The organism is Vibrio sp. A1-b2, from assembly GCF_021726015.1.
Classification (GTDB): domain Bacteria; phylum Pseudomonadota; class Gammaproteobacteria; order Enterobacterales; family Vibrionaceae; genus Vibrio; species Vibrio diazotrophicus.
Window position 1 is genome coordinate 90413 of the sequence record NZ_JAKKCI010000007.1, and the last position, 17717, is coordinate 108129.

Sequence of the window (17717 nt, forward strand, 5' to 3'; positions counted from 1 at the left end):
CTCTGCATAATCTTGACTCAATATTTAGGTGGGTTCTTACATGGCGCTTTTTCAAACTGCTCCTCAATCAATCTGTATTTTGCGTTTATCGGCTATCGGAGATGTGTGTAACACCATTTCTGCGGTTCAGGCAATTCAACGCGAATGGCCAGAAACGAAAATTACTTGGATAACAGGGAAGCTGGAAGCTCAGTTAATCGGAGATTTATCAGGCGTTCGTGTGATTGTGTTTGATAAGAAACAAGGCTGGAAGGCCTATCAAACATTATGGGCGCAGCTAAAGAATGACAGGTTTGATGCCCTACTCCATATGCAGTACGCTTTTCGCGCTAGCATTGCTACTCTAGGTATAAAGGCTAGGTACAAATTAGGTTTTGACAACGCGCGTAGCCACGATTTTCAAACCCTGTTTACCAATATTAAAGTGCCTTCTCCCAATAAAACTCACGTTTTAGATGGTTTGTTAGCTTTTGTTGAGTTTATGGGTGTTAAAGATACACAAGCAAAGTGGGAACTCAACTACCAGCTCATTGATGAGCAATGGGCAAATGAACATTTTGTCGCGGACAAACCCAAACTCGTTGTTGTTCCCGCAGCCAGTAAAGGATACAAAAACTGGACGGCAGAAGGTTACACTGAAGTTATTACCTACGCACATGCTCAAGGATGGCAGATTATCTTAGCTGGCAGCCCTGCCAAAATAGAAAAAGACCTCGCCGAAAGTATCCAACAAAAATTAGCTGTACCAGTAATCAATCTCGTTGGTCAAAGCACTCTCAAACAGATGCTCGCTTTAATCGATAAAGCCGATCTTGTTATTGCACCGGATACGGGGCCTACTCATATGGCGAACGCAATGAATACACCTGTAATCGGTTTATATGCACACCATAATCCAGAGCGCACTGGCCCCTATAATTATCGTCAGTATGTGGTATCTGCCTATGAAGAAGCTTTACTCGCTGAAACCGGAAAGTCACCATCAGAAGTAAGCTGGCGTACCCGGGTTAAAGATGAACAGGCAATGAGCCGGATTACCGCGAAGCAAGTCATTCAAATGTTTGATAAAGCGGTACATGACTTTAAAATAGCAGCAACTAGCACTACTAAGGATCCATCGTGACCAAACCGACATTAGCCGTAGCTTTAATTGTTAAGAACGAAGCTCAGCATTTAGAAGCCTGTTTAGAAACCGTACATGACTGGGTCGACGAAATAGTTGTTCTGGATTCTGGTAGCAGTGATAACACAGAAGAAGTCGCTCGTCGCTACACAGATAAATTTTTCGTTAACGCGGCTTGGCCAGGCTTTGGCCCACAACGACGCCTAGCGCAAAATCATGTCGAATCAGACTATGTTCTTTGGCTAGATGCGGATGAGCGAGTCACTCCAGAACTTAAAGAAAGCGTATTAAAAGCAGTAGCAGAAAATAAACCGAATACGCTTTACCAATTTGCACGTCTTAGCTGGGTATTTGGACGATATATTCGCCATTGTGGCTGGTACCCCGATCGTGTACTGCGTTTGTACCCAACCAATCTGACTCAATATAATGACGCTCTCGTACATGAGAAAGTGGAAATGACAGGCAATATGCAGGTTGAGACACTTCACGGGGATGCGATTCATTACACCTACAATGACATTCACCACTACCTAGTAAAATCGGCTGGTTATGCCAAAGCTTGGGCAGATCAACGTCAGGCTAAAGGTAAGAAATCCTCGTTAAGCCAAGGTATTGGGCACGCCATCGGCTGCTTCCTGAAAATGTATGTGCTTAAGCGTGGATTTTTAGATGGCAAACAAGGCTTTTTGATATCTTTACTGTCTGCTCACTCAACATTCGTCAAATATGCCGACTTATGGGCTCGAAACAACGACAGTAACTATAAGAAATAAATGAAAAAGCCTGAGCTAGACTCAGGCTTTTTTGTCTATCAAAGGAAATTTTTCGCCCACGGATTCACTTGCCCGACAACCGTAGCAATATCAATTCGAGTCATGTTTTCTTGGCTCTGCTTGTCTTCTGCTTGTGGGGGACAAAATGCTATATGACGACCTTCTGAATTCAGAGGACGCCAACGCAGCGGCGTGGCTGAACGCTTAGCAGGGAAAAAACCTACCGTGGGTACATCTAATGTTGCAGCAATATGCAGTGGCCCTGTTGAGCCCGCAATAAACAGCTGAGCACAAGCTATAGAGCGAGTGAAATCTACCAGACCATCGTTTTTATCATACAAAGCCGCTTTACCGCCAAGCTGTTCAATAATAGCTTTTAGTTCTGCGGCCTTAGCTTCTTCACCTGGGCCTGCTGTTAACACAACTTCATGCTCACCTTCCAAACCCTGAATTAAATTCGCGTACTGTTCCAAGGTTAGATTGTTTGCCGAGCCACCACTTCCAGCATGAACAAATATCCAAGGCTTATCGACATCAAGAACAAGTTGTTCTGAGAGTTTGTCTCGCTGAGCTTTCAATACTTCGTCGCTAAACGACAAATAAGGTGCACTAGGTTCTACGATTGTTATGCCTGTATCACGCAAAAAAGCTCTGACTAAATCCAAGTTGTACTCGTATTCTGGTTTGGCTGATTGAGAGCGTTTCTGTTTGATACGTTTGTTATAGAAGATTTGAGCCAGTTTTGTTGCAGGTGCTAGACGATAATGAATCCCTGCCTTCCACACTAACAACGCATTGTAGGTAGTGGAGAATAAGTTAATTGATGCATCGAAGTTTTGCGCTTTAATCTCTTCGATTAACGCTTTCTGAGCACTTTTATCTGACTTCTCCGTCGGGTCAATCATTACGGCATCAATCCAGGGACACAACTCAGCCAATGCTGCCGTGTACTTAGGTACCAACGCTGTTATGTGACAATCAGGCATAGACGCTTTTAACATAGCAAAGCTTGGCCACGCCAGCATAAAGTCGCCAATTTTATCGTTGCGAATAACAAGTAACTTTTTCATTCTGTTCTGTTTATACTCAAATTAACTGGTTCAATCATACCGACTTCAAAGCCTTTTTGTTAGTATGGCGGACATTCCGTTCACTAAAGAGCAATAGATTGTGAGTCAAAAACGTATTTCTCGAGTGCTTTATCCGGGCACTTTCGACCCGATTACCAACGGTCATTTAGATTTAATTGAACGTGCGGCGAGCATGTTTGATGAGGTCATTATTGCGGTAGCGGCAAGCCCTAGTAAACAAACTATGTTTACTTTAGATGAACGAGTGGCCTTCGCCAGCGAAGTAACCAAACATCTTGATAATGTCACCGCGAAAGGTTTTTCGGGACTATTAGTCGATTTCGCTAAGCAAGAACAAGCCAATGTCCTGATTCGAGGCTTACGCACCACGGTCGATTTCGAGTATGAGTTTGGTTTAACCAATATGTACCGACGCTTAATGCCCGGCTTAGAGAGTGTGTTTCTCACTCCAGCCGAAGAGCACGCGTTCATCTCTTCGACCATTGTTCGCGAAGTGGCGATCCATGGCGGTAATGTTGACCAGTTCGTGCCGGAAGTTGTCGCAAGCGCGCTGCATACCAAGAAAAAAGTTTAATTCTGACTCTTTTTAAAGTTGGCAAATTGGGCAGAAAAACGTATTTCTCTGCCCGATCTTTAGATCGATGATCGGCTCGCCGCAACTTGGACATGCTTGTTTTGCTTTTCCATACACTTGCAGCTCTTGAGCAAAATAGCCCGGTTTACCATCCGCCTGAGCAAAATCTTTAAGCGTCGTACCACCTTGAGCTATTGCACCGGTAAGCACCGCTTTGATTTCTGCCACCAGCGTTTTCCACTCATCTAAAGACAAAGAGCAAGCTGGGCGTTGTGGATGAATTCGAGAACTAAAAAGCGATTCACTGGCATAAATATTCCCTACGCCTACAACAATTTTGTTGTCCATGATGAACTGCTTCACCGCAACACGCTTGTTCTTCGCCTTTTCAACCATGTATGGCGCATCAAACTCATCCGTCAGTGGCTCTGGACCAATATTCCCGAGCACAGAGTGTGATTCTCCGATTGGGCACCACAGCCACGCGCCAAATCGTCGAGGGTCGTTGTAGCGTAATACTTTGCCATTGCTCAAAGTGAGATCAACGTGATCGTGCTTACCTGCGGTAATAAACCCATCCAACACCCGCAAGGAACCTGACATTCCAAGATGAACGATAGCCGAGCCGATATCGGTTTCAATCAGCAAATACTTCGCTCGTCTGGAAATGGAACGGATAACCTGCCCTTCCATCTGTTTCAGTTCAACGGGAATATCCCAACGTAATTTCGGCGTACGAAAGACTAATGACCGCACTTTCTGCCCCACAAGATGAGGCGAAATTCCCATACGACTGACTTCTACTTCTGGGAGTTCTGGCATAACACTTCCTGTCTCATTCTTTTGATTATTCGTTCTCAGGCAACAAGTAGCCTTGTTCAACCGAAATGGCTATCCACTTATCTTGCCAGTTTTTGAACAGCCAAAAACGCGGTGTCTGATAAAAAGTGATCCTTTGTGGTTCTTCGCGATCGCTGTACCACACCTCTACCGTTTGTGGATTGCGCAGAATAGGCAGGAACGACTGATACGTTTCATCATCGACTTCAGTACCAACCAAGTCTTTCCAGCGTTCTACCAATATTTCAGGTGCGATACTGCTTGGTGGCGTCGCTCTCCAACGCCCTTGATTCTTTTCTAAAGATAGCTGAGGAAAATGTATCGCTTGTAGCTGCCACTCGGTATTGAGCAACGTTGGGTAAGCTGGCGCTGGCGGTTCCATAAAGTAGGTTTTTATCACAGCTGGGAGATTTAAAACCCCGATGAATAACACCACAGCCAGAATGAGAATATTGTTCCACCGACGACGGCGACTAGGAGCAACACGCATGAAGCTATCCTTAATAAATGAGGAGATCCATAGTAAAAGCGTGGATGTAGATTAACAGGAAGAAAATGCAGATCCTAGAGAGGAGTGTCAGAACAGTGAGCCTTTCAAGCAGAAGCTTGCAGAAAAAAGTATGGCGTAGAAAAGAAAAAACCCAACCTTATAGGCTGGGTTTTCTTACTACTTAAAGAGAGCAATCAATTACTTGATTTTCGCTTCTTTGTACATAACGTGTTGGCGAACTACTGGATCAAACTTTTTGATCTCGAATTTGCCTGGCATGTTACGCTTGTTTTTGTCAGTAGTGTAGAAGTGACCAGTACCAGCAGATGATACTAGACGAATTTTCTCACGAATGCCTTTAGCCATTGCTTAATTCCTCTTAAACGTTTTCGCCACGTGCACGGATGTCAACAAGAACAGCATCGATGCCTTTCTTGTCGATAATACGCATGCCTTTAGCAGTTAGACGTAGTTTAACAAAACGTTTTTCGCTCTCTACCCAGAAACGATGAGTTTGTAGGTTCGGCAGAAAACGACGCTTAGTAGCATTTCGTGCGTGTGAACGGTTGTTACCCGTTACTGGACGCTTACCAGTTACTTGGCATACTCGGGACATGAATGTCTTCTCCAAATCGTTTCAGCTCGATATCAACCTTGCTGGCTGAACCCCTTAATGTTCAAAAAGAACTGAGGTAAAAACCGCTATGGAAAATCCACGCAAGGCTATCAAAGGTCGCGCATTATACTAACTTGATACCCATTGCTCAAGACCCGAACAGATCCTTTTTGCAGGATTCGCTGATCTTTTTTCTCTGGCGAGCTGAATTAGTGTCAAAAAATGTGTGCGAATCATACCAGAAAACGACAGAAAGCTAAGCATTTTTTACGCATTCAGGCGAAATCATCAACAAATCTCTTTTAAGCGTTGTTTTTTAACATAATGATAGGTTTAAACATTGCATTTTAGACTCGTTCATTCCGTAGAAAATACAAAAGTTGGCAAGGTGTTGTTCTATTTTGCAGCTTGAGTTTGCTCTTAAAAAGTGAGAATGAAGCGATCAATGTTTACATCCACCCTCGTTCAGCAAAAGAAACGATTTCTCCGTCTCCAACGACAAAGTGATCCAAGACTCGAATATCCACTAAAGCTAAAGCGTCTGAGATACGACGGGTGATCCTTCTGTCTGACTGACTGGGTTCTGCCACACCTGAAGGATGATTATGCGCCAAGATAAGCGCTGCAGCATTGTGGTGAAGCGCGCGTTTTACCACTTCTCTTGGGTAGACACTGGCAGCATCAATGGTGCCTTCAAACAAGATTTCATCCTGAATAACCCGATGCTGATTATCGAGAAAAAGAATATAGAAAGCCTCACGCTGCCTGTCGCGCAACACACTCGAAAGATACAATTGAGTCTGCTGTGGGCTGGTTAAAGCCTCTCCGCGCTTTAATGTTTCAGCCAAAAACCTCTGCGTGATTTCTAGTGATGCCTGCATCTGCACATATTTAGCTTCGCCTAACCCTTTGTGCTGGCAAAAGTGATCTTTGGATGAGGAAAACAGAGATCGCAACGAACCAAACTCCCGTAACAGAAAATCAGCTAACTCCAATACATTCATTCCTTGAGTACCTGTACGAAGTAATATGGCAAGCAGTTCCGCATCAGAAAGGGATTGAGGGCCTCGCGATAACAATTTTTCACGAGGCATGGATTCACTAGGAAGAAATTTTCGCTTCATATCAGCTCCTGTCTATACTCTTCCAACTTGAAGCTGCAACTCCAAGTCGTTGGGGATATTTGGCATACAAAAACGAAAAAATCCCCAAAACCGCAACTGGCTTTGGGGATTTTTAGACTGGGTTCAATATTGCTTGAAGCGAGAGTGTTGGTTAAACCTTAAAGTGTCCAACCAAGCTTCCTACTTTGTCTCCAGAATGCGTTAAACGATGGCTGATCGATTCCGAGTATTTCAGGTTTTCACTCAGATCATTCACAATATGCTGAATAGTCACAAGATTCTGGTTAATCTCTTCAGCTACTGCGCTTTGCTGCTCAGCAGCAGAAGCCGTTTGGGTACTCATGTCTTGAATCACTGAAACCGCATTAGAGATACCAGAGAGCGTTTCTTTAATCTGAACTGACTCTAACGCCGTCTTCTCTCCACGTTCTTGGCTAACATTCATACTGGTGACCGCTTTGTTAACACCTTGATGTAACGCTTCAATCATGTCTCCAATTTCTTTTGTGCTGTTTTGTGTTCTGCTCGCCAGAGAACGAACTTCATCAGCGACCACCGCAAAACCACGCCCTTGTTCACCCGCTCGCGCCGCTTCTATCGCAGCATTCAGCGCTAACAGGTTAGTTTGGTCAGCGATATCACCAATCACTTTAAGAACTTGAGTAATCTTGCTGGTTTGTTGACTTAGCTCTTGAATAGCATCAGAAGTCAGATCGACTTCATTGACCAGAGCGCCAATGCCTTCAATAGCTAGGTTCACTTCTCTCTGAGCTTCGATAATTTGCTGATTTGCAGACTCAATAGCTTGTGCAGTTGCGTTGGTGTTGTTCGCCACCTCGCGAGAGGTCGCACTCATCTCAGTTACCGCAGTGACTACTTTATCGGTTTCTAAACAGTGCTCATTCATCTGCTGGCTGGATTTAGACGTTTGCTTATCCAGTTCCATAGCTGCACTGCTTACATCATCGGCAGAACGTCGAATATCGGCGATCATCGGATGAAGCTTGTCCATGAAATCATTGAATGCTTTCGCAACTTCACCTACTTCGTCGTGACTTTCCACTTTCAAGCGAGCCGTCAAATCACCGCCACCCGCAGCCACATCTTTCAGAGAACCAACAATATGCTGCAGCGGTGCTACGCCTCGAGCCACAAGCAAGCTCACAATTAAACTTGTAATTAACAAGCCTAGGAAAGACAGCCCCACAGCTGAATAGGTTTGGTCATGCAACACCGCCAAGCGCTGCGTTTGATATTCGGCAAGCTGAGTATCGATATCATCGATGTAAATACCTGTACCTAACACCCAATCCCACTTCGGTAAATATTCTGCATAACCTAATTTCGGTGCTTGAGCCTTAATAGAAGGTTTTTGCCAAGAGAAGTATAAGAACCCATCACCCGTTTTAGCCGCATCAATCAAACCTGCAATAACAGGGACGCCATTCTCATCCTTTAATCCGTAAAGGTTTTTGCCTTCCAGTGATGAATTCATTGCGTGAAGGGTATTCACACCTTTTGAGTCGTACGCAAAAAAGTAGCCATCGCTTTCAAAGCGCATCGACTTTAAAATTTCTTTTGCTAACGCTTTGTTTTCAGGGCTGCTGTCTTCCTCGTAAAGAGACTTAACCGCGGTTACACCCATCATCAGGTAGGCTTTTAACTCTTGCTTACGGTTGTTAACTAACTGCTCACGATATTGAGTCAGCTCTTGTTGCAAACTGTTCATCCCTATCCAGTAATACACCATAGAACTGACACTGGTTATCACAACTAACGGGATAACTGTTAGTAATAACAACTTGGTACGGCTTCTCATCGAACGAAACATAGGTGCTCCAGCGTTTGATTTTTTATGTTGGTTTTATTGATACATAAGACATTATCTTCCGGAGGAATCTTTTCTTAAAGAAAATCTCACCGATGTGTAAGCAAAATCTCATATATTTCACCTGTGCGGATTGTTAAGTTGACACAGCTCATACATATTCTGGGAGTTGTGCTAACATAACCCGCAGATTTTTTGAGGAATCCAGAATGCAAACTTTGGCAGGAAAAAAAATTCTGCTTGGCATCAGTGGGGGCATCGCCGCCTACAAATGCGCAGAATTAACGCGACGTTTGATTGAGCGTGGCGCACAAGTTCAAGTAGTAATGACTGATGCTGCGCGTGAGTTCATTACGCCACTTACTATGCAAGCCGTCTCCGGCAATCCCGTTTCTTACAGCTTGCTTGACCCAAGTGCAGAAGCATCAATGAGCCACATTGAGCTGGCCAAATGGGCAGACTTAGTTCTGCTTGCACCAGCAACCGCTGATCTTATTGCACGCATGGCTGCAGGTATGGGTAACGATTTGCTCACCACTTTAGTGCTGGCAACGGACTCACCAGTTGCGGTTTCTCCAGCAATGAATCAGCAGATGTACGGCAACCCGGCAACTCAAGAAAACCTAGTGACCCTTGCTCGTCGTGGTGCAATGATTTGGGGACCGGCTTCTGGTCAACAAGCATGTGGTGATGTGGGTAAAGGCCGCATGTTAGAGCCAATGGATTTAGTTCATCACTGTGAAGCATTCTTTGGTCCAAACCCCCTATCTACTGAAAAACCGTTAGATGGGAAACGCGTACTGATCACTGCAGGTCCAACTCGTGAAGCACTTGATCCTGTTCGTTACGTGACCAATCACAGTTCTGGCAAAATGGGGTTTGCAATTGCAGACGCAGCAGCAAAAATGGGCGCGCAAGTGACTTTAGTCTCAGGGCCTGTAAGTTTGGCTACACCAGAACAAGTAAAACGAATCAATGTTGAGAGCGCACTGGATATGCATGATGCTGTGATGCACGCCGCAACGGAACATGATGCATTTATTGCTTGTGCGGCTGTAGCAGATTACCGCCCAGAACACGTCGCTGAACAAAAAATTAAGAAAACGGGTGACAACGACACCCTTACCATCACTATGGTTAAAAACCCTGACATTGTCGCTTCCGTTGCAGCTTTAACAGAAAACCGTCCATTTACTGTCGGCTTTGCTGCTGAAACGCAAAACGTGGAGCAATACGCACGCGGTAAGCTAACCAGCAAAAACCTCGATATGATCTGTGCTAACGACGTATCTGTGGAAGGACAAGGTTTTAATAGTGATGACAACGCATTAACCGTATATTGGCAACAAGGTGAGCAGGCGCTGCCATTGGCAAGCAAAGCTGAACTGGCAAACGCTTTAATGCTGCTGATAAACAGCTTCATCAATAAAACGGACAGCTAAACGCAAATCGTAGGTGGTGATTCCACCTACTTCCTCATTAAATAATCTCGAACTTACGAAGTAATGGCGTCTATTCCACGCAACCACTACCTCGTGATTAGCAGTGATAACCAGAAGGAAGATACGGGTTATGGCCGGCAATAAAAAAACCAATCGCCGCGAAGAAATTCTCCAAGCTCTTGCTGAAATGCTCGAGTCAAACGAAGGTGCTTCACGCATCACGACTGCAAAACTCGCCGCCCAAGTTGGCGTTTCAGAGGCTGCCTTATATCGCCATTTTCCAAGTAAGGCGCGTATGTTCGAAGGCCTAATCGAGTTTATTGAAGAATCGTTAATGTCACGAATTAACCGCATTGTTGATGAAGAGAAAGATACCCTCAATCGCATTCGATTAGTGATGCAACTTATTCTGGCTTTCTCAGAACGTAACCCTGGGCTGACAAGAATTCTGTCAGGACATGCTCTAATGTTTGAGAATGAACGTCTACGTGACAGAATTAATCAATTGTTTGAACGAATTGAAACCTCTTTGCGCCAAATACTGCGAGAGCGTAAAATTCGTGAAGGTAAATCATTCCCAGTCGATGAAAAAACACTAGCCGCCCAGTTGCTCGGCCAAGTTGAAGGAAGTTTGAACCGTTTTGTACGTTCAGACTTTAAATACCAACCAACCGAAAACTTTGAAGAATACTGGGCATTACTCAGCGCACAAATTAAGTAAAGACAATGAGCACAAAAAGACCCGGCAAACCAGAGTTCTCCTTATCCCTGCTGCATCCTAAATATTGGGGTGTATGGTTTGGATTTGGTCTACTCTCCTTAACCGTTAACCTATTGCCCTACCGTATGTTGCTAAAGCTTGGCCACGCAATCGGGGCTTTTGGCATGCGCTTTGGCAAAAGACGGGTCTTTATTGCTAAAAGAAACTTAGAGCTCGCTTTTCCTGATATGTCAGAAGAACATATCGATAAAATGGTGATCGAAAATTTCAAAAACACTGGAATGGCTCTGATTGAAACCGGTATTACCTGGTTTTGGCCAACTTGGCGTTTTAAGCGCATCTTGGATGAAAAAGATGTTGCGGTTGTACGCAAACATGCAGAAAACGGTAAAGGTGTTTTAATGTGTGGCGTGCACGCTTTGAATTTAGAAATCACAGCTCGTGCTTTTGCGGTTATTGGTCTTAGTGGCTATGGTGTCTATCGTCCGCACAGCAACCCTGCGTATGAATTTATTCAGTACCGAGGCCGAACACGTAATGGTAACCGACTCGTTTATCGTACCGATCTGAAGAAAATGATTCGTGTACTGCGCCAAGGTGAGCGTCTGTTCTATTTGCCAGACCAAGATTACGGACATAACAAATCTGTTTTCGTCCCTTTCTTCGCAGTAGAAGAAGCATGCACCACTACGGGTACCAGTATTCTGGCTTACAGCAGCAAATGTGCGATTGTACCAGTTTCCGGTTTTAGAAATTCACAAGGTAAATACGAGCTTATTGCTGATCAATCCATTGAGGGTAACTACCCTCAACAAGATGAAAAAGCTGCGGCAGCCTACATGAATAAATTTGTTGAAGAGATTATACTTCGCGCCCCAGAACAGTGGATGTGGCTTCATAAGCGGTTTAAATCGCTGCCAGATGAAACACAAACCAATGCCCGATACCAGTAAATAAAAGGTTCTGCTTGTGAGCGACAACGATAACAGCATCAATAAATACTTACATAATCCAACTTTTGAGTGGTCTTTTCTTCATCCTAAGCATTGGGGCACATGGATAGGTATCGCTTTTGCTGCTCTATTCGCTTTTATGCCCGTGTCATTGCGTGACGGATTAGCGCGTAAACTTTCTCGATTTGCTATCAAGAAAAATGGTCGAGTGGTTCGTCGTGCTCGCGTTAACCTAGCTTACTGCTTCCCTGAGAAATCCGAGCAAGAACGTCAGGAAATCTTAGAAGAAACGTTTGTCAAAGCGGCCCAATACATGCTGGGTTATTCAGAATTTTTGGCTCGCTCAACCAAACATAACCAAAATCGCGGCGTGATGATTGGCGAAGAAAATCTATTACCGCTTCTTGATGCTGGTGAAAAGGTGATTATCCTTGCACCGCATGCTTGGGCTGTAGATTACCCAGCGGTAATGCTAGCTGCGAAAGGCTACAAAGTAACAACCATCATGAAGCCTCAGCGTAACCCAATCGGCGACTGGCTAATGCACGTTCAGCGTATGCAGTATGGTGGCCGCATCTTCGCTCGTGACGCAGGGGTTAAACCTTTTGTTCGCTCTATCAAAGATGGTTATTTAGGTTACTGGTTACCGGATGAAGATTTCGGCGAGGCGAACTCAGTTTTCGTTCCCTTCTTTGGTACAGAAAAAGCGACCTTAAAAGGCTTTGGTAAAATGGCTCGCCTTTCAAAAGCGAAAGTCGTTCCAGTGCTACCTGCGTATAACGACAAAACACAGAAATATGAAGTACATATTTTACCTGCGTTAGAAAACTTCCCGACAGGTGATGAAGAAGCGGATGCGCGCGCAATGAACCAAGCGATTGAAGACTTAGTTCGTCCTCATCCAGAGCAATATATGTGGCAGTTGTCGCTTCTCAAAACTCGCCGTGATGGCATTGAGATTTATGACAACTCACATGATGGTGACCAAGAAAAACCGTTACCACCGACCCAAAACTAAAAAAGCCCCGTTAGGGGCTTTTTCATATCCATCACGCGTTATCAATTAAGCATTGATACCATACTCAGCACGGTACGCTTTTACTGCATCAAGATGTTCGTTGTTCGTACCTTTCTCTTCAAGGTAAGTCACAAGATCAGTCAGGCTGACGATTGAAACCACTGCACAGCCAAAATCACGCTCAACTTCTTGAATAGCAGAAAGCTCACCTTTGCCTTTCTCTTGACGGTCAATCGCAACCAATACGCCAGCTAAATCAGCACCGTTAGCTTTAATGATTTCCATTGATTCACGAATCGCAGTACCAGCGGTGATAACGTCGTCCACCAACATAATACGACCTTCGAGTGCGCTACCGACTAAGTTACCGCCTTCACCGTGGTCTTTCGCTTCTTTACGGTTGAAACAGTAAGGCGTGTCCACATCATGGTGATCAGCCAGAGCCACAGCAGTTGTTGTTGCGATTGGAATACCTTTATAAGCAGGGCCAAACAACACATCGTAATCAATACCTGAGTCCACAAGCGCAGCGGCGTAGAAACGACCTAGGCGAGCCAAATCACGACCAGTGTTAAACAGACCAGCATTAAAAAAATAAGGGCTCTTACGGCCTGATTTCAAAGTAAACTCACCAAATTTTAGCACCTGTTTTTCAAGGGCAAACTCTATAAATTCACGCTGGTATGCTTTCATCTTTCTCTTCTCTTCCGTAGTTACTTAAAAAACGTTACTTAAAAAAATAGCCCCCAATTGGGAGCTATAAAAACATCATTCTGCCAGAGCCAATTTTTGAACCTGGACGATATCGGCAATGCCTTTCTTGGCAACAGCAAGTAAATCAAGCAGTTGCTCGTGGCTGAACGGTTCGCCTTCAGCAGTGCCTTGAATTTCAATCATCTTGCCTTCTTCTGTCATGACAACGTTCATGTCAGTGTCGGCTGCTGAGTCTTCTACATACTCAAGGTCACAAAGCACCTCTTCGCCAAGAATGCCTACAGACACCGCAGCTACGTGGCCTTTCATTGGGTTCTTTTTCAAGCGGCCATCAGCAACTAGCTTTGCAAACGCATCCGCCAATGCAACGCTAGCGCCAGTAATAGAAGCGGTACGTGTACCACCATCTGCTTGAATAACATCACAGTCGACTGTAATCATCACTTCTGGCATGGCTTCTAAATCCACCACTGCACGCAAGCTACGCGCAATCAGGCGTTGAATTTCCATGGTGCGGCCACCCTGTTTGCCACTTGCCGCTTCACGACGAGTACGCGAGTGTGTTGCACGAGGTAACATGCCATATTCCGCCGTCACCCAGCCTTTACCTTGACCTTTCAACCAACGTGGCACGCCTTCTTCAACGCTGGCATTACACAGCACTTTGGTGTTGCCAAATTCAACTAACACAGAGCCTTCTGCATATGCCGTGTACTGACGAGTGATTTTAATTGGACGAACTTGATCTGCAGCACGATTGTCTGGACGCATAAGGTATTTACCTGTGTTGTGGAAACAAAGCTGTGTTAGTAAAACTAAGTCCGTAAAAACTCAGCCGGTAACCGAAATTTATTGGGCGAGGATTATATAGGAATTCCGATTCAGTTCCTAGGTGTGAATCTTCAACAACGAGATTAGCGCTCACCTATCCCATGTGTTTGTATGCTACTATTAGCGCTAATTAAATTGCAGAAGATTAATCAAGGATTCACTGATGATTTACAGTATGACGGCGTATGCACGCAAAGAAGTCAAAGGCGATTGGGGTAGCGCAGTATGGGAGATTCGTTCGGTAAACCAGCGTTACCTAGAAACTTATTTCCGCTTACCTGAACAATTTCGTAGCCTAGAGCCTGTGCTTCGTGAGCGTTTTCGTCAGCGTTTAGCGCGCGGTAAAGTCGAGTGTAACCTACGCTTTGAAGCTAACCCTGCTGCGCAAAGTGAACTTAAAATCAATGAAGCATTAGCACACCAAGTGATTAAAGCCGCTGGTCAGGTTATGCACATGACTGGTGAACTGACTCGTATCAACCCATTTCAGGTGATGCAATGGCCGGGTGTAATGGAAACGCCTGAGCAAGATATGGATGCCATTAACCAAACGCTTCTAGAAGCGTTCGACGAAGCGGTTAAAGAGTTTATTGATGCTCGCGGTCGTGAAGGCGAAAACATGAAAGAGTTGATTGAGCAGCGTTTGGTTGCGATCAGCGAAGAAGTCGTGAAAGTTCGCGCACGTATGCCTGAAATTCTGCAATGGCAACGTGAGCGTCTGTTCAACAAGTTTGAAGAAGCAAAAGTTGAGTTAGATCCAACGCGAGTAGAACAAGAGCTGATTCTTCTAGCACAAAAATCCGATGTTGCTGAAGAGCTGGACCGCCTAGATTCTCACGTCAAAGAAGCACGCAATGTAATGAAAAAAGGCGGCGCTTGTGGCCGTAAGCTGGACTTCATGATGCAAGAATTCAACCGTGAATCAAACACATTAGCATCCAAGTCAATCAGCACTGACATCACCGCTTCAGGTGTAGAACTTAAAGTGCTTATCGAACAAATGCGTGAGCAGATTCAGAATATCGAATAACACTAGTTCCAAATTCCATAATGCACAAAGCCCTTATTTATAAGGGCTTTTTATTAGTTCACAACCAAGCATAATTTATTGTTTCAATCTGTTTTACGACTCTTTACTTGCTTGAAAGTAAAAATATTGGCCACCTCATTTTGAACGTTGAAAGCAAATTTGAGATGACCAACAGACTCATAAGACAAACAAATTAATTTAGCTTTCCTTCATCCAAAGCAGAAGCAACCCAAACTAAAGGCGCATTCCAGTTAATCGTGATCTCATTGAACGACCACGCATTAATGCTGTCTCTATAGCAGGTTTGACCCACACATAACCCTTTCAGCGTTGCAGCAACAGGATCGCTGTAGCTTGTTGAGTTTGGCCCACCCACTAGCGCACCTGGTGCTGGAGCTGGTGAGTTTTCATCAGCGGCATGTGCCCAAAAACGGTGATGAGGGCTCTTAGCAGCGTTGGTACCGTAACCTGTAATGTAAGAGAGGTTCATTGGGTTAGCGCCAAGTAAGTAATCCATCGCATTTGCAGCCGCTTTCACATACTTAATATCGCCAGTGAAATCATTCGCATAGATTAAGAAGATAGCTCGGTTCACAAAGCTTGAGTTCGATCCCCATGGGTACTCTTCTACCGTGTAAGGAATGTGGTAACCCTCGTTCTCAATCTGACCCACAAAATTATCAGAGGTAGCGATTAGGTTATTTCTTGCTACTTTAATCTGCTCTTCACCCAGTCCGTTAGGAACAACCGCCAAGCTTATCGTTGCTAAAGGTGCTGTGTACCCCCAGAACATTTCATCATCAGCTTCAATGTTGCCTTTTGGAGTCTCTAGATAATGAGGCGAAGCTTTCAGTGCTTTAAGGTACTTGCTGTCACCTGTGGTGATATAAAGTTCACTTGCAGCCCAGTAGAACTCGTCTGAAAGCTCTTTATCATCATAAGGACCCGAGCCTGTGAAGTTATCATAGGCAAGAATATTAGGATTTTTGCTCGCCGCTTCCCAAGCCTCTTGTGCCGCATTCAAACAGCTTTTCGAAAACTTAGGATCAATCTCTTTCCAAATTCGGGCACATTGAGCACCAATCGCAGACAAGTTCAACGTTGCAGCTGTCGTTGGGTAACCCACATATCGTTTCTGGGTGTCCATATGAGGTGGCAATGGCATACCTGTCCAAGCTTCATCAGCAACTTTATGGAAAGCCATACCTTTTGCGTCAATCTTCGTCAGTTTAAGTGTTTTGTCTTCAGACTGGTCACCAACAGGAACAGCGACGGGTTTGTCACTTTGGATCTGCATCGCCAACATGAACTCGATATTCCAACGAGCCTCAGACAACAAAGGATTCACACCGTTTCCAGCTTCAGGAATTTTCACCTTCCCTTCAGCAAAAGGAATAGGTGCGTTATCTAGCCATTTACCTCTTTCAAACAAGTTCAACAGAGTCCAGGTTGAGATACCGCTGTTCACAGTGTACTTACCGTGGTCGCCTGCGTCATACCAACCACCAGTTACATCGACCGTAAAATCACAACCAGGCCATTTATTGCCCCAGCTGTCCGTCTTATCAAAACAGGTAACTACATCGCTCATATGACCGCCTGGGCGCGCTAAATCGTCACGCTGTACCAAGGCTTTATCGATATCGATACCACTGCGGTTTTGATAGAAATAAGACAACGCATCGTATTTCAACTGGTTGTAGATATCTTTGTTGATGCTGAATGGGAAGCTCTCGTCTTCGCCAACTTTCACTTTCAAACCACTCATATCCGATTTGTAGTTTGATAAGTCAATACGGTGAATAAATTCACCTGAAGCCTTATTAAGACCAAAAACTTCCGTTCTGCCCAAATCGATATTGATATTACTGCTGTTGGTTAGCACCCACTTTAAGGGCTCTTTAGATTCATTAGCGACAAATACAAACTTATCGGCTTGAGGAAGGTAACCAACTTGGTTCGCGCGAACAGAGCTGGTCTTTAGTTCTTCGATGTATCGTTCGCCAAGAATCGACACATTGCTGACGCATATAGTGCCAACTTTCTGTGCGCCCATTTGGAACTGGAATTCTGTCTTCGCATCACTTTCAACATCATGATTGAAGTTAAACTTATAGCTCTTCTTCTGAGTCGAGACCTTTGTTTCATCAATAAAGTAATGCGTGTAAGGAGGCCCTTCATGCTGGATCAGCGCTTTCATTTGAGTGTCGACAGTCGCGTACGCATCAAATGAAACCTGATAGTCTGCGCTATTGGCTAAACCAATGCCGCCTTGACCTAAAATCACATTCCACGAGTTTTCACCCGGATTTCTAATTTCGACGCACGCTTCGCCATTATTGATTTTTACATCTGCACCAGCATTCCACCAGCCATCCATACTACCGTCAAATTTACCGTTAATAAGCTGCTCATTTGCATAAACAGAACACGATGAAAGAATCAGTATGGTCGCCAGTGAGAGTTTGAATTTGTGCATAGTTACTCCTAGACATATGAATTACAACACGATGAAAGTAAGCGATTTCATAGCGAATAGTTTGATG

The 17717-nt window shown here is 44.5% G+C and carries 18 protein-coding genes; 8 read left to right on the forward strand and 10 right to left on the reverse strand.

Annotation, left to right across the window (positions count from 1 at the left end; all coding sequences use genetic code 11):
• Positions 1 to 40 precede the first annotated feature (40 nt).
• Both L3V23_RS15345 and L3V23_RS15350 read left to right on the forward strand, forming a co-directional pair.
• A complete protein-coding gene (locus L3V23_RS15345) occupies positions 41 to 1123 on the forward strand; it encodes a glycosyltransferase family 9 protein (protein ID WP_102966437.1) in 1083 nt (360 codons plus the stop codon).
• On the forward strand, positions 1120 to 1899 hold the full coding sequence (locus L3V23_RS15350; protein WP_102966438.1) for a glycosyltransferase family 2 protein: 780 nt from the start codon (positions 1120 to 1122) through the stop codon (positions 1897 to 1899). Before L3V23_RS15345 ends, L3V23_RS15350 begins: the two co-directional genes overlap by 4 nt.
• Before the next feature lie 38 nt (positions 1900 to 1937).
• Here L3V23_RS15350 and L3V23_RS15355 read toward each other — a convergent pair whose 3' ends face one another.
• Positions 1938 to 2969 carry a glycosyltransferase family 9 protein gene (locus L3V23_RS15355; RefSeq protein ID WP_102966439.1) on the reverse strand — a complete coding sequence of 344 codons (1032 nt, stop codon included), beginning with the start codon at positions 2967 to 2969 and terminating at the stop codon, positions 1938 to 1940.
• Positions 2970 to 3069: 100 nt separating this feature from the next.
• Between L3V23_RS15355 and coaD the strand changes: the two genes are divergently transcribed.
• Complete coding sequence (gene coaD, locus L3V23_RS15360; RefSeq protein ID WP_102966440.1) at positions 3070 to 3564, forward strand: pantetheine-phosphate adenylyltransferase; 495 nt, start codon at positions 3070 to 3072, stop codon at positions 3562 to 3564.
• 12 nt (positions 3565 to 3576) lie between these two features.
• Here the strand turns inward: coaD and mutM are convergent, their stop codons facing one another.
• From mutM to L3V23_RS15390, 6 genes are all read right to left on the reverse strand, one after another.
• Complete coding sequence (mutM, locus tag L3V23_RS15365; protein ID WP_102966441.1) at positions 3577 to 4386, reverse strand: bifunctional DNA-formamidopyrimidine glycosylase/DNA-(apurinic or apyrimidinic site) lyase; 810 nt, start codon at positions 4384 to 4386, stop codon at positions 3577 to 3579.
• Between the two features lie 25 nt (positions 4387 to 4411).
• On the reverse strand, positions 4412 to 4894 hold the full coding sequence (locus L3V23_RS15370) for a hypothetical protein (RefSeq protein ID WP_102962974.1): 483 nt from the start codon (positions 4892 to 4894) through the stop codon (positions 4412 to 4414).
• A gap of 198 nt (positions 4895 to 5092) precedes the next feature.
• Positions 5093 to 5260, reverse strand: a complete 168-nt coding sequence (gene rpmG / locus L3V23_RS15375; protein ID WP_002535344.1) for a 50S ribosomal protein L33 — start codon at positions 5258 to 5260, stop codon at positions 5093 to 5095.
• A gap of 13 nt (positions 5261 to 5273) precedes the next feature.
• Positions 5274 to 5510 carry a 50S ribosomal protein L28 gene (gene rpmB / locus L3V23_RS15380; protein ID WP_004728407.1) on the reverse strand — a complete coding sequence of 79 codons (237 nt, stop codon included), beginning with the start codon at positions 5508 to 5510 and terminating at the stop codon, positions 5274 to 5276.
• 449 nt (positions 5511 to 5959) lie between these two features.
• Complete coding sequence (gene radC / locus L3V23_RS15385) at positions 5960 to 6634, reverse strand: DNA repair protein RadC (RefSeq protein WP_102966442.1); 675 nt, start codon at positions 6632 to 6634, stop codon at positions 5960 to 5962.
• Positions 6635 to 6785: 151 nt separating this feature from the next.
• Positions 6786 to 8465 (reverse strand): methyl-accepting chemotaxis protein, encoded by a 1680-nt coding sequence (locus tag L3V23_RS15390; RefSeq protein WP_102966443.1) that lies wholly within the window; start codon positions 8463 to 8465, stop codon positions 6786 to 6788.
• A 206-nt stretch (positions 8466 to 8671) separates the two neighbouring features.
• Between L3V23_RS15390 and coaBC the strand changes: the two genes are divergently transcribed.
• The 4 genes from coaBC to lpxM all read left to right on the forward strand — a co-directional run bounded on the left by coaBC (position 8672) and on the right by lpxM (position 12596).
• Complete coding sequence (coaBC, locus tag L3V23_RS15395; RefSeq protein ID WP_102966444.1) at positions 8672 to 9904, forward strand: bifunctional phosphopantothenoylcysteine decarboxylase/phosphopantothenate--cysteine ligase CoaBC; 1233 nt, start codon at positions 8672 to 8674, stop codon at positions 9902 to 9904.
• Positions 9905 to 10034: 130 nt separating this feature from the next.
• A complete protein-coding gene (slmA, locus tag L3V23_RS15400; RefSeq protein ID WP_042488100.1) occupies positions 10035 to 10625 on the forward strand; it encodes a nucleoid occlusion factor SlmA in 591 nt (196 codons plus the stop codon).
• A gap of 5 nt (positions 10626 to 10630) precedes the next feature.
• Positions 10631 to 11578, forward strand: coding sequence for an LpxL/LpxP family Kdo(2)-lipid IV(A) lauroyl/palmitoleoyl acyltransferase (lpxL, locus tag L3V23_RS15405; protein WP_102966445.1), 948 nt, complete (start codon positions 10631 to 10633; stop codon positions 11576 to 11578).
• Between the two features lie 16 nt (positions 11579 to 11594).
• Positions 11595 to 12596 (forward strand): lauroyl-Kdo(2)-lipid IV(A) myristoyltransferase, encoded by a 1002-nt coding sequence (lpxM, locus tag L3V23_RS15410; RefSeq protein WP_102962977.1) that lies wholly within the window; start codon positions 11595 to 11597, stop codon positions 12594 to 12596.
• Between the two features lie 45 nt (positions 12597 to 12641).
• Here the strand turns inward: lpxM and pyrE are convergent, their stop codons facing one another.
• The gene (gene pyrE / locus L3V23_RS15415; RefSeq protein WP_102962978.1) at positions 12642 to 13289 is read right to left on the reverse strand and encodes an orotate phosphoribosyltransferase; all 648 of its coding nucleotides are present in this window, start codon (positions 13287 to 13289) and stop codon (positions 12642 to 12644) included.
• A gap of 75 nt (positions 13290 to 13364) precedes the next feature.
• On the reverse strand, positions 13365 to 14081 hold the full coding sequence (gene rph, locus L3V23_RS15420; RefSeq protein WP_102954617.1) for a ribonuclease PH: 717 nt from the start codon (positions 14079 to 14081) through the stop codon (positions 13365 to 13367).
• A gap of 223 nt (positions 14082 to 14304) precedes the next feature.
• Between rph and L3V23_RS15425 the strand changes: the two genes are divergently transcribed.
• Entirely contained in the window at positions 14305 to 15171 is an 867-nt protein-coding gene (locus tag L3V23_RS15425; RefSeq protein WP_102941539.1) for a YicC/YloC family endoribonuclease, read from the forward strand.
• A gap of 193 nt (positions 15172 to 15364) precedes the next feature.
• Here L3V23_RS15425 and L3V23_RS15430 read toward each other — a convergent pair whose 3' ends face one another.
• On the reverse strand, positions 15365 to 17650 hold the full coding sequence (locus tag L3V23_RS15430; protein WP_102966446.1) for a glycoside hydrolase family 9 protein: 2286 nt from the start codon (positions 17648 to 17650) through the stop codon (positions 15365 to 15367).
• Positions 17651 to 17717: the final 67 nt, after the last annotated feature.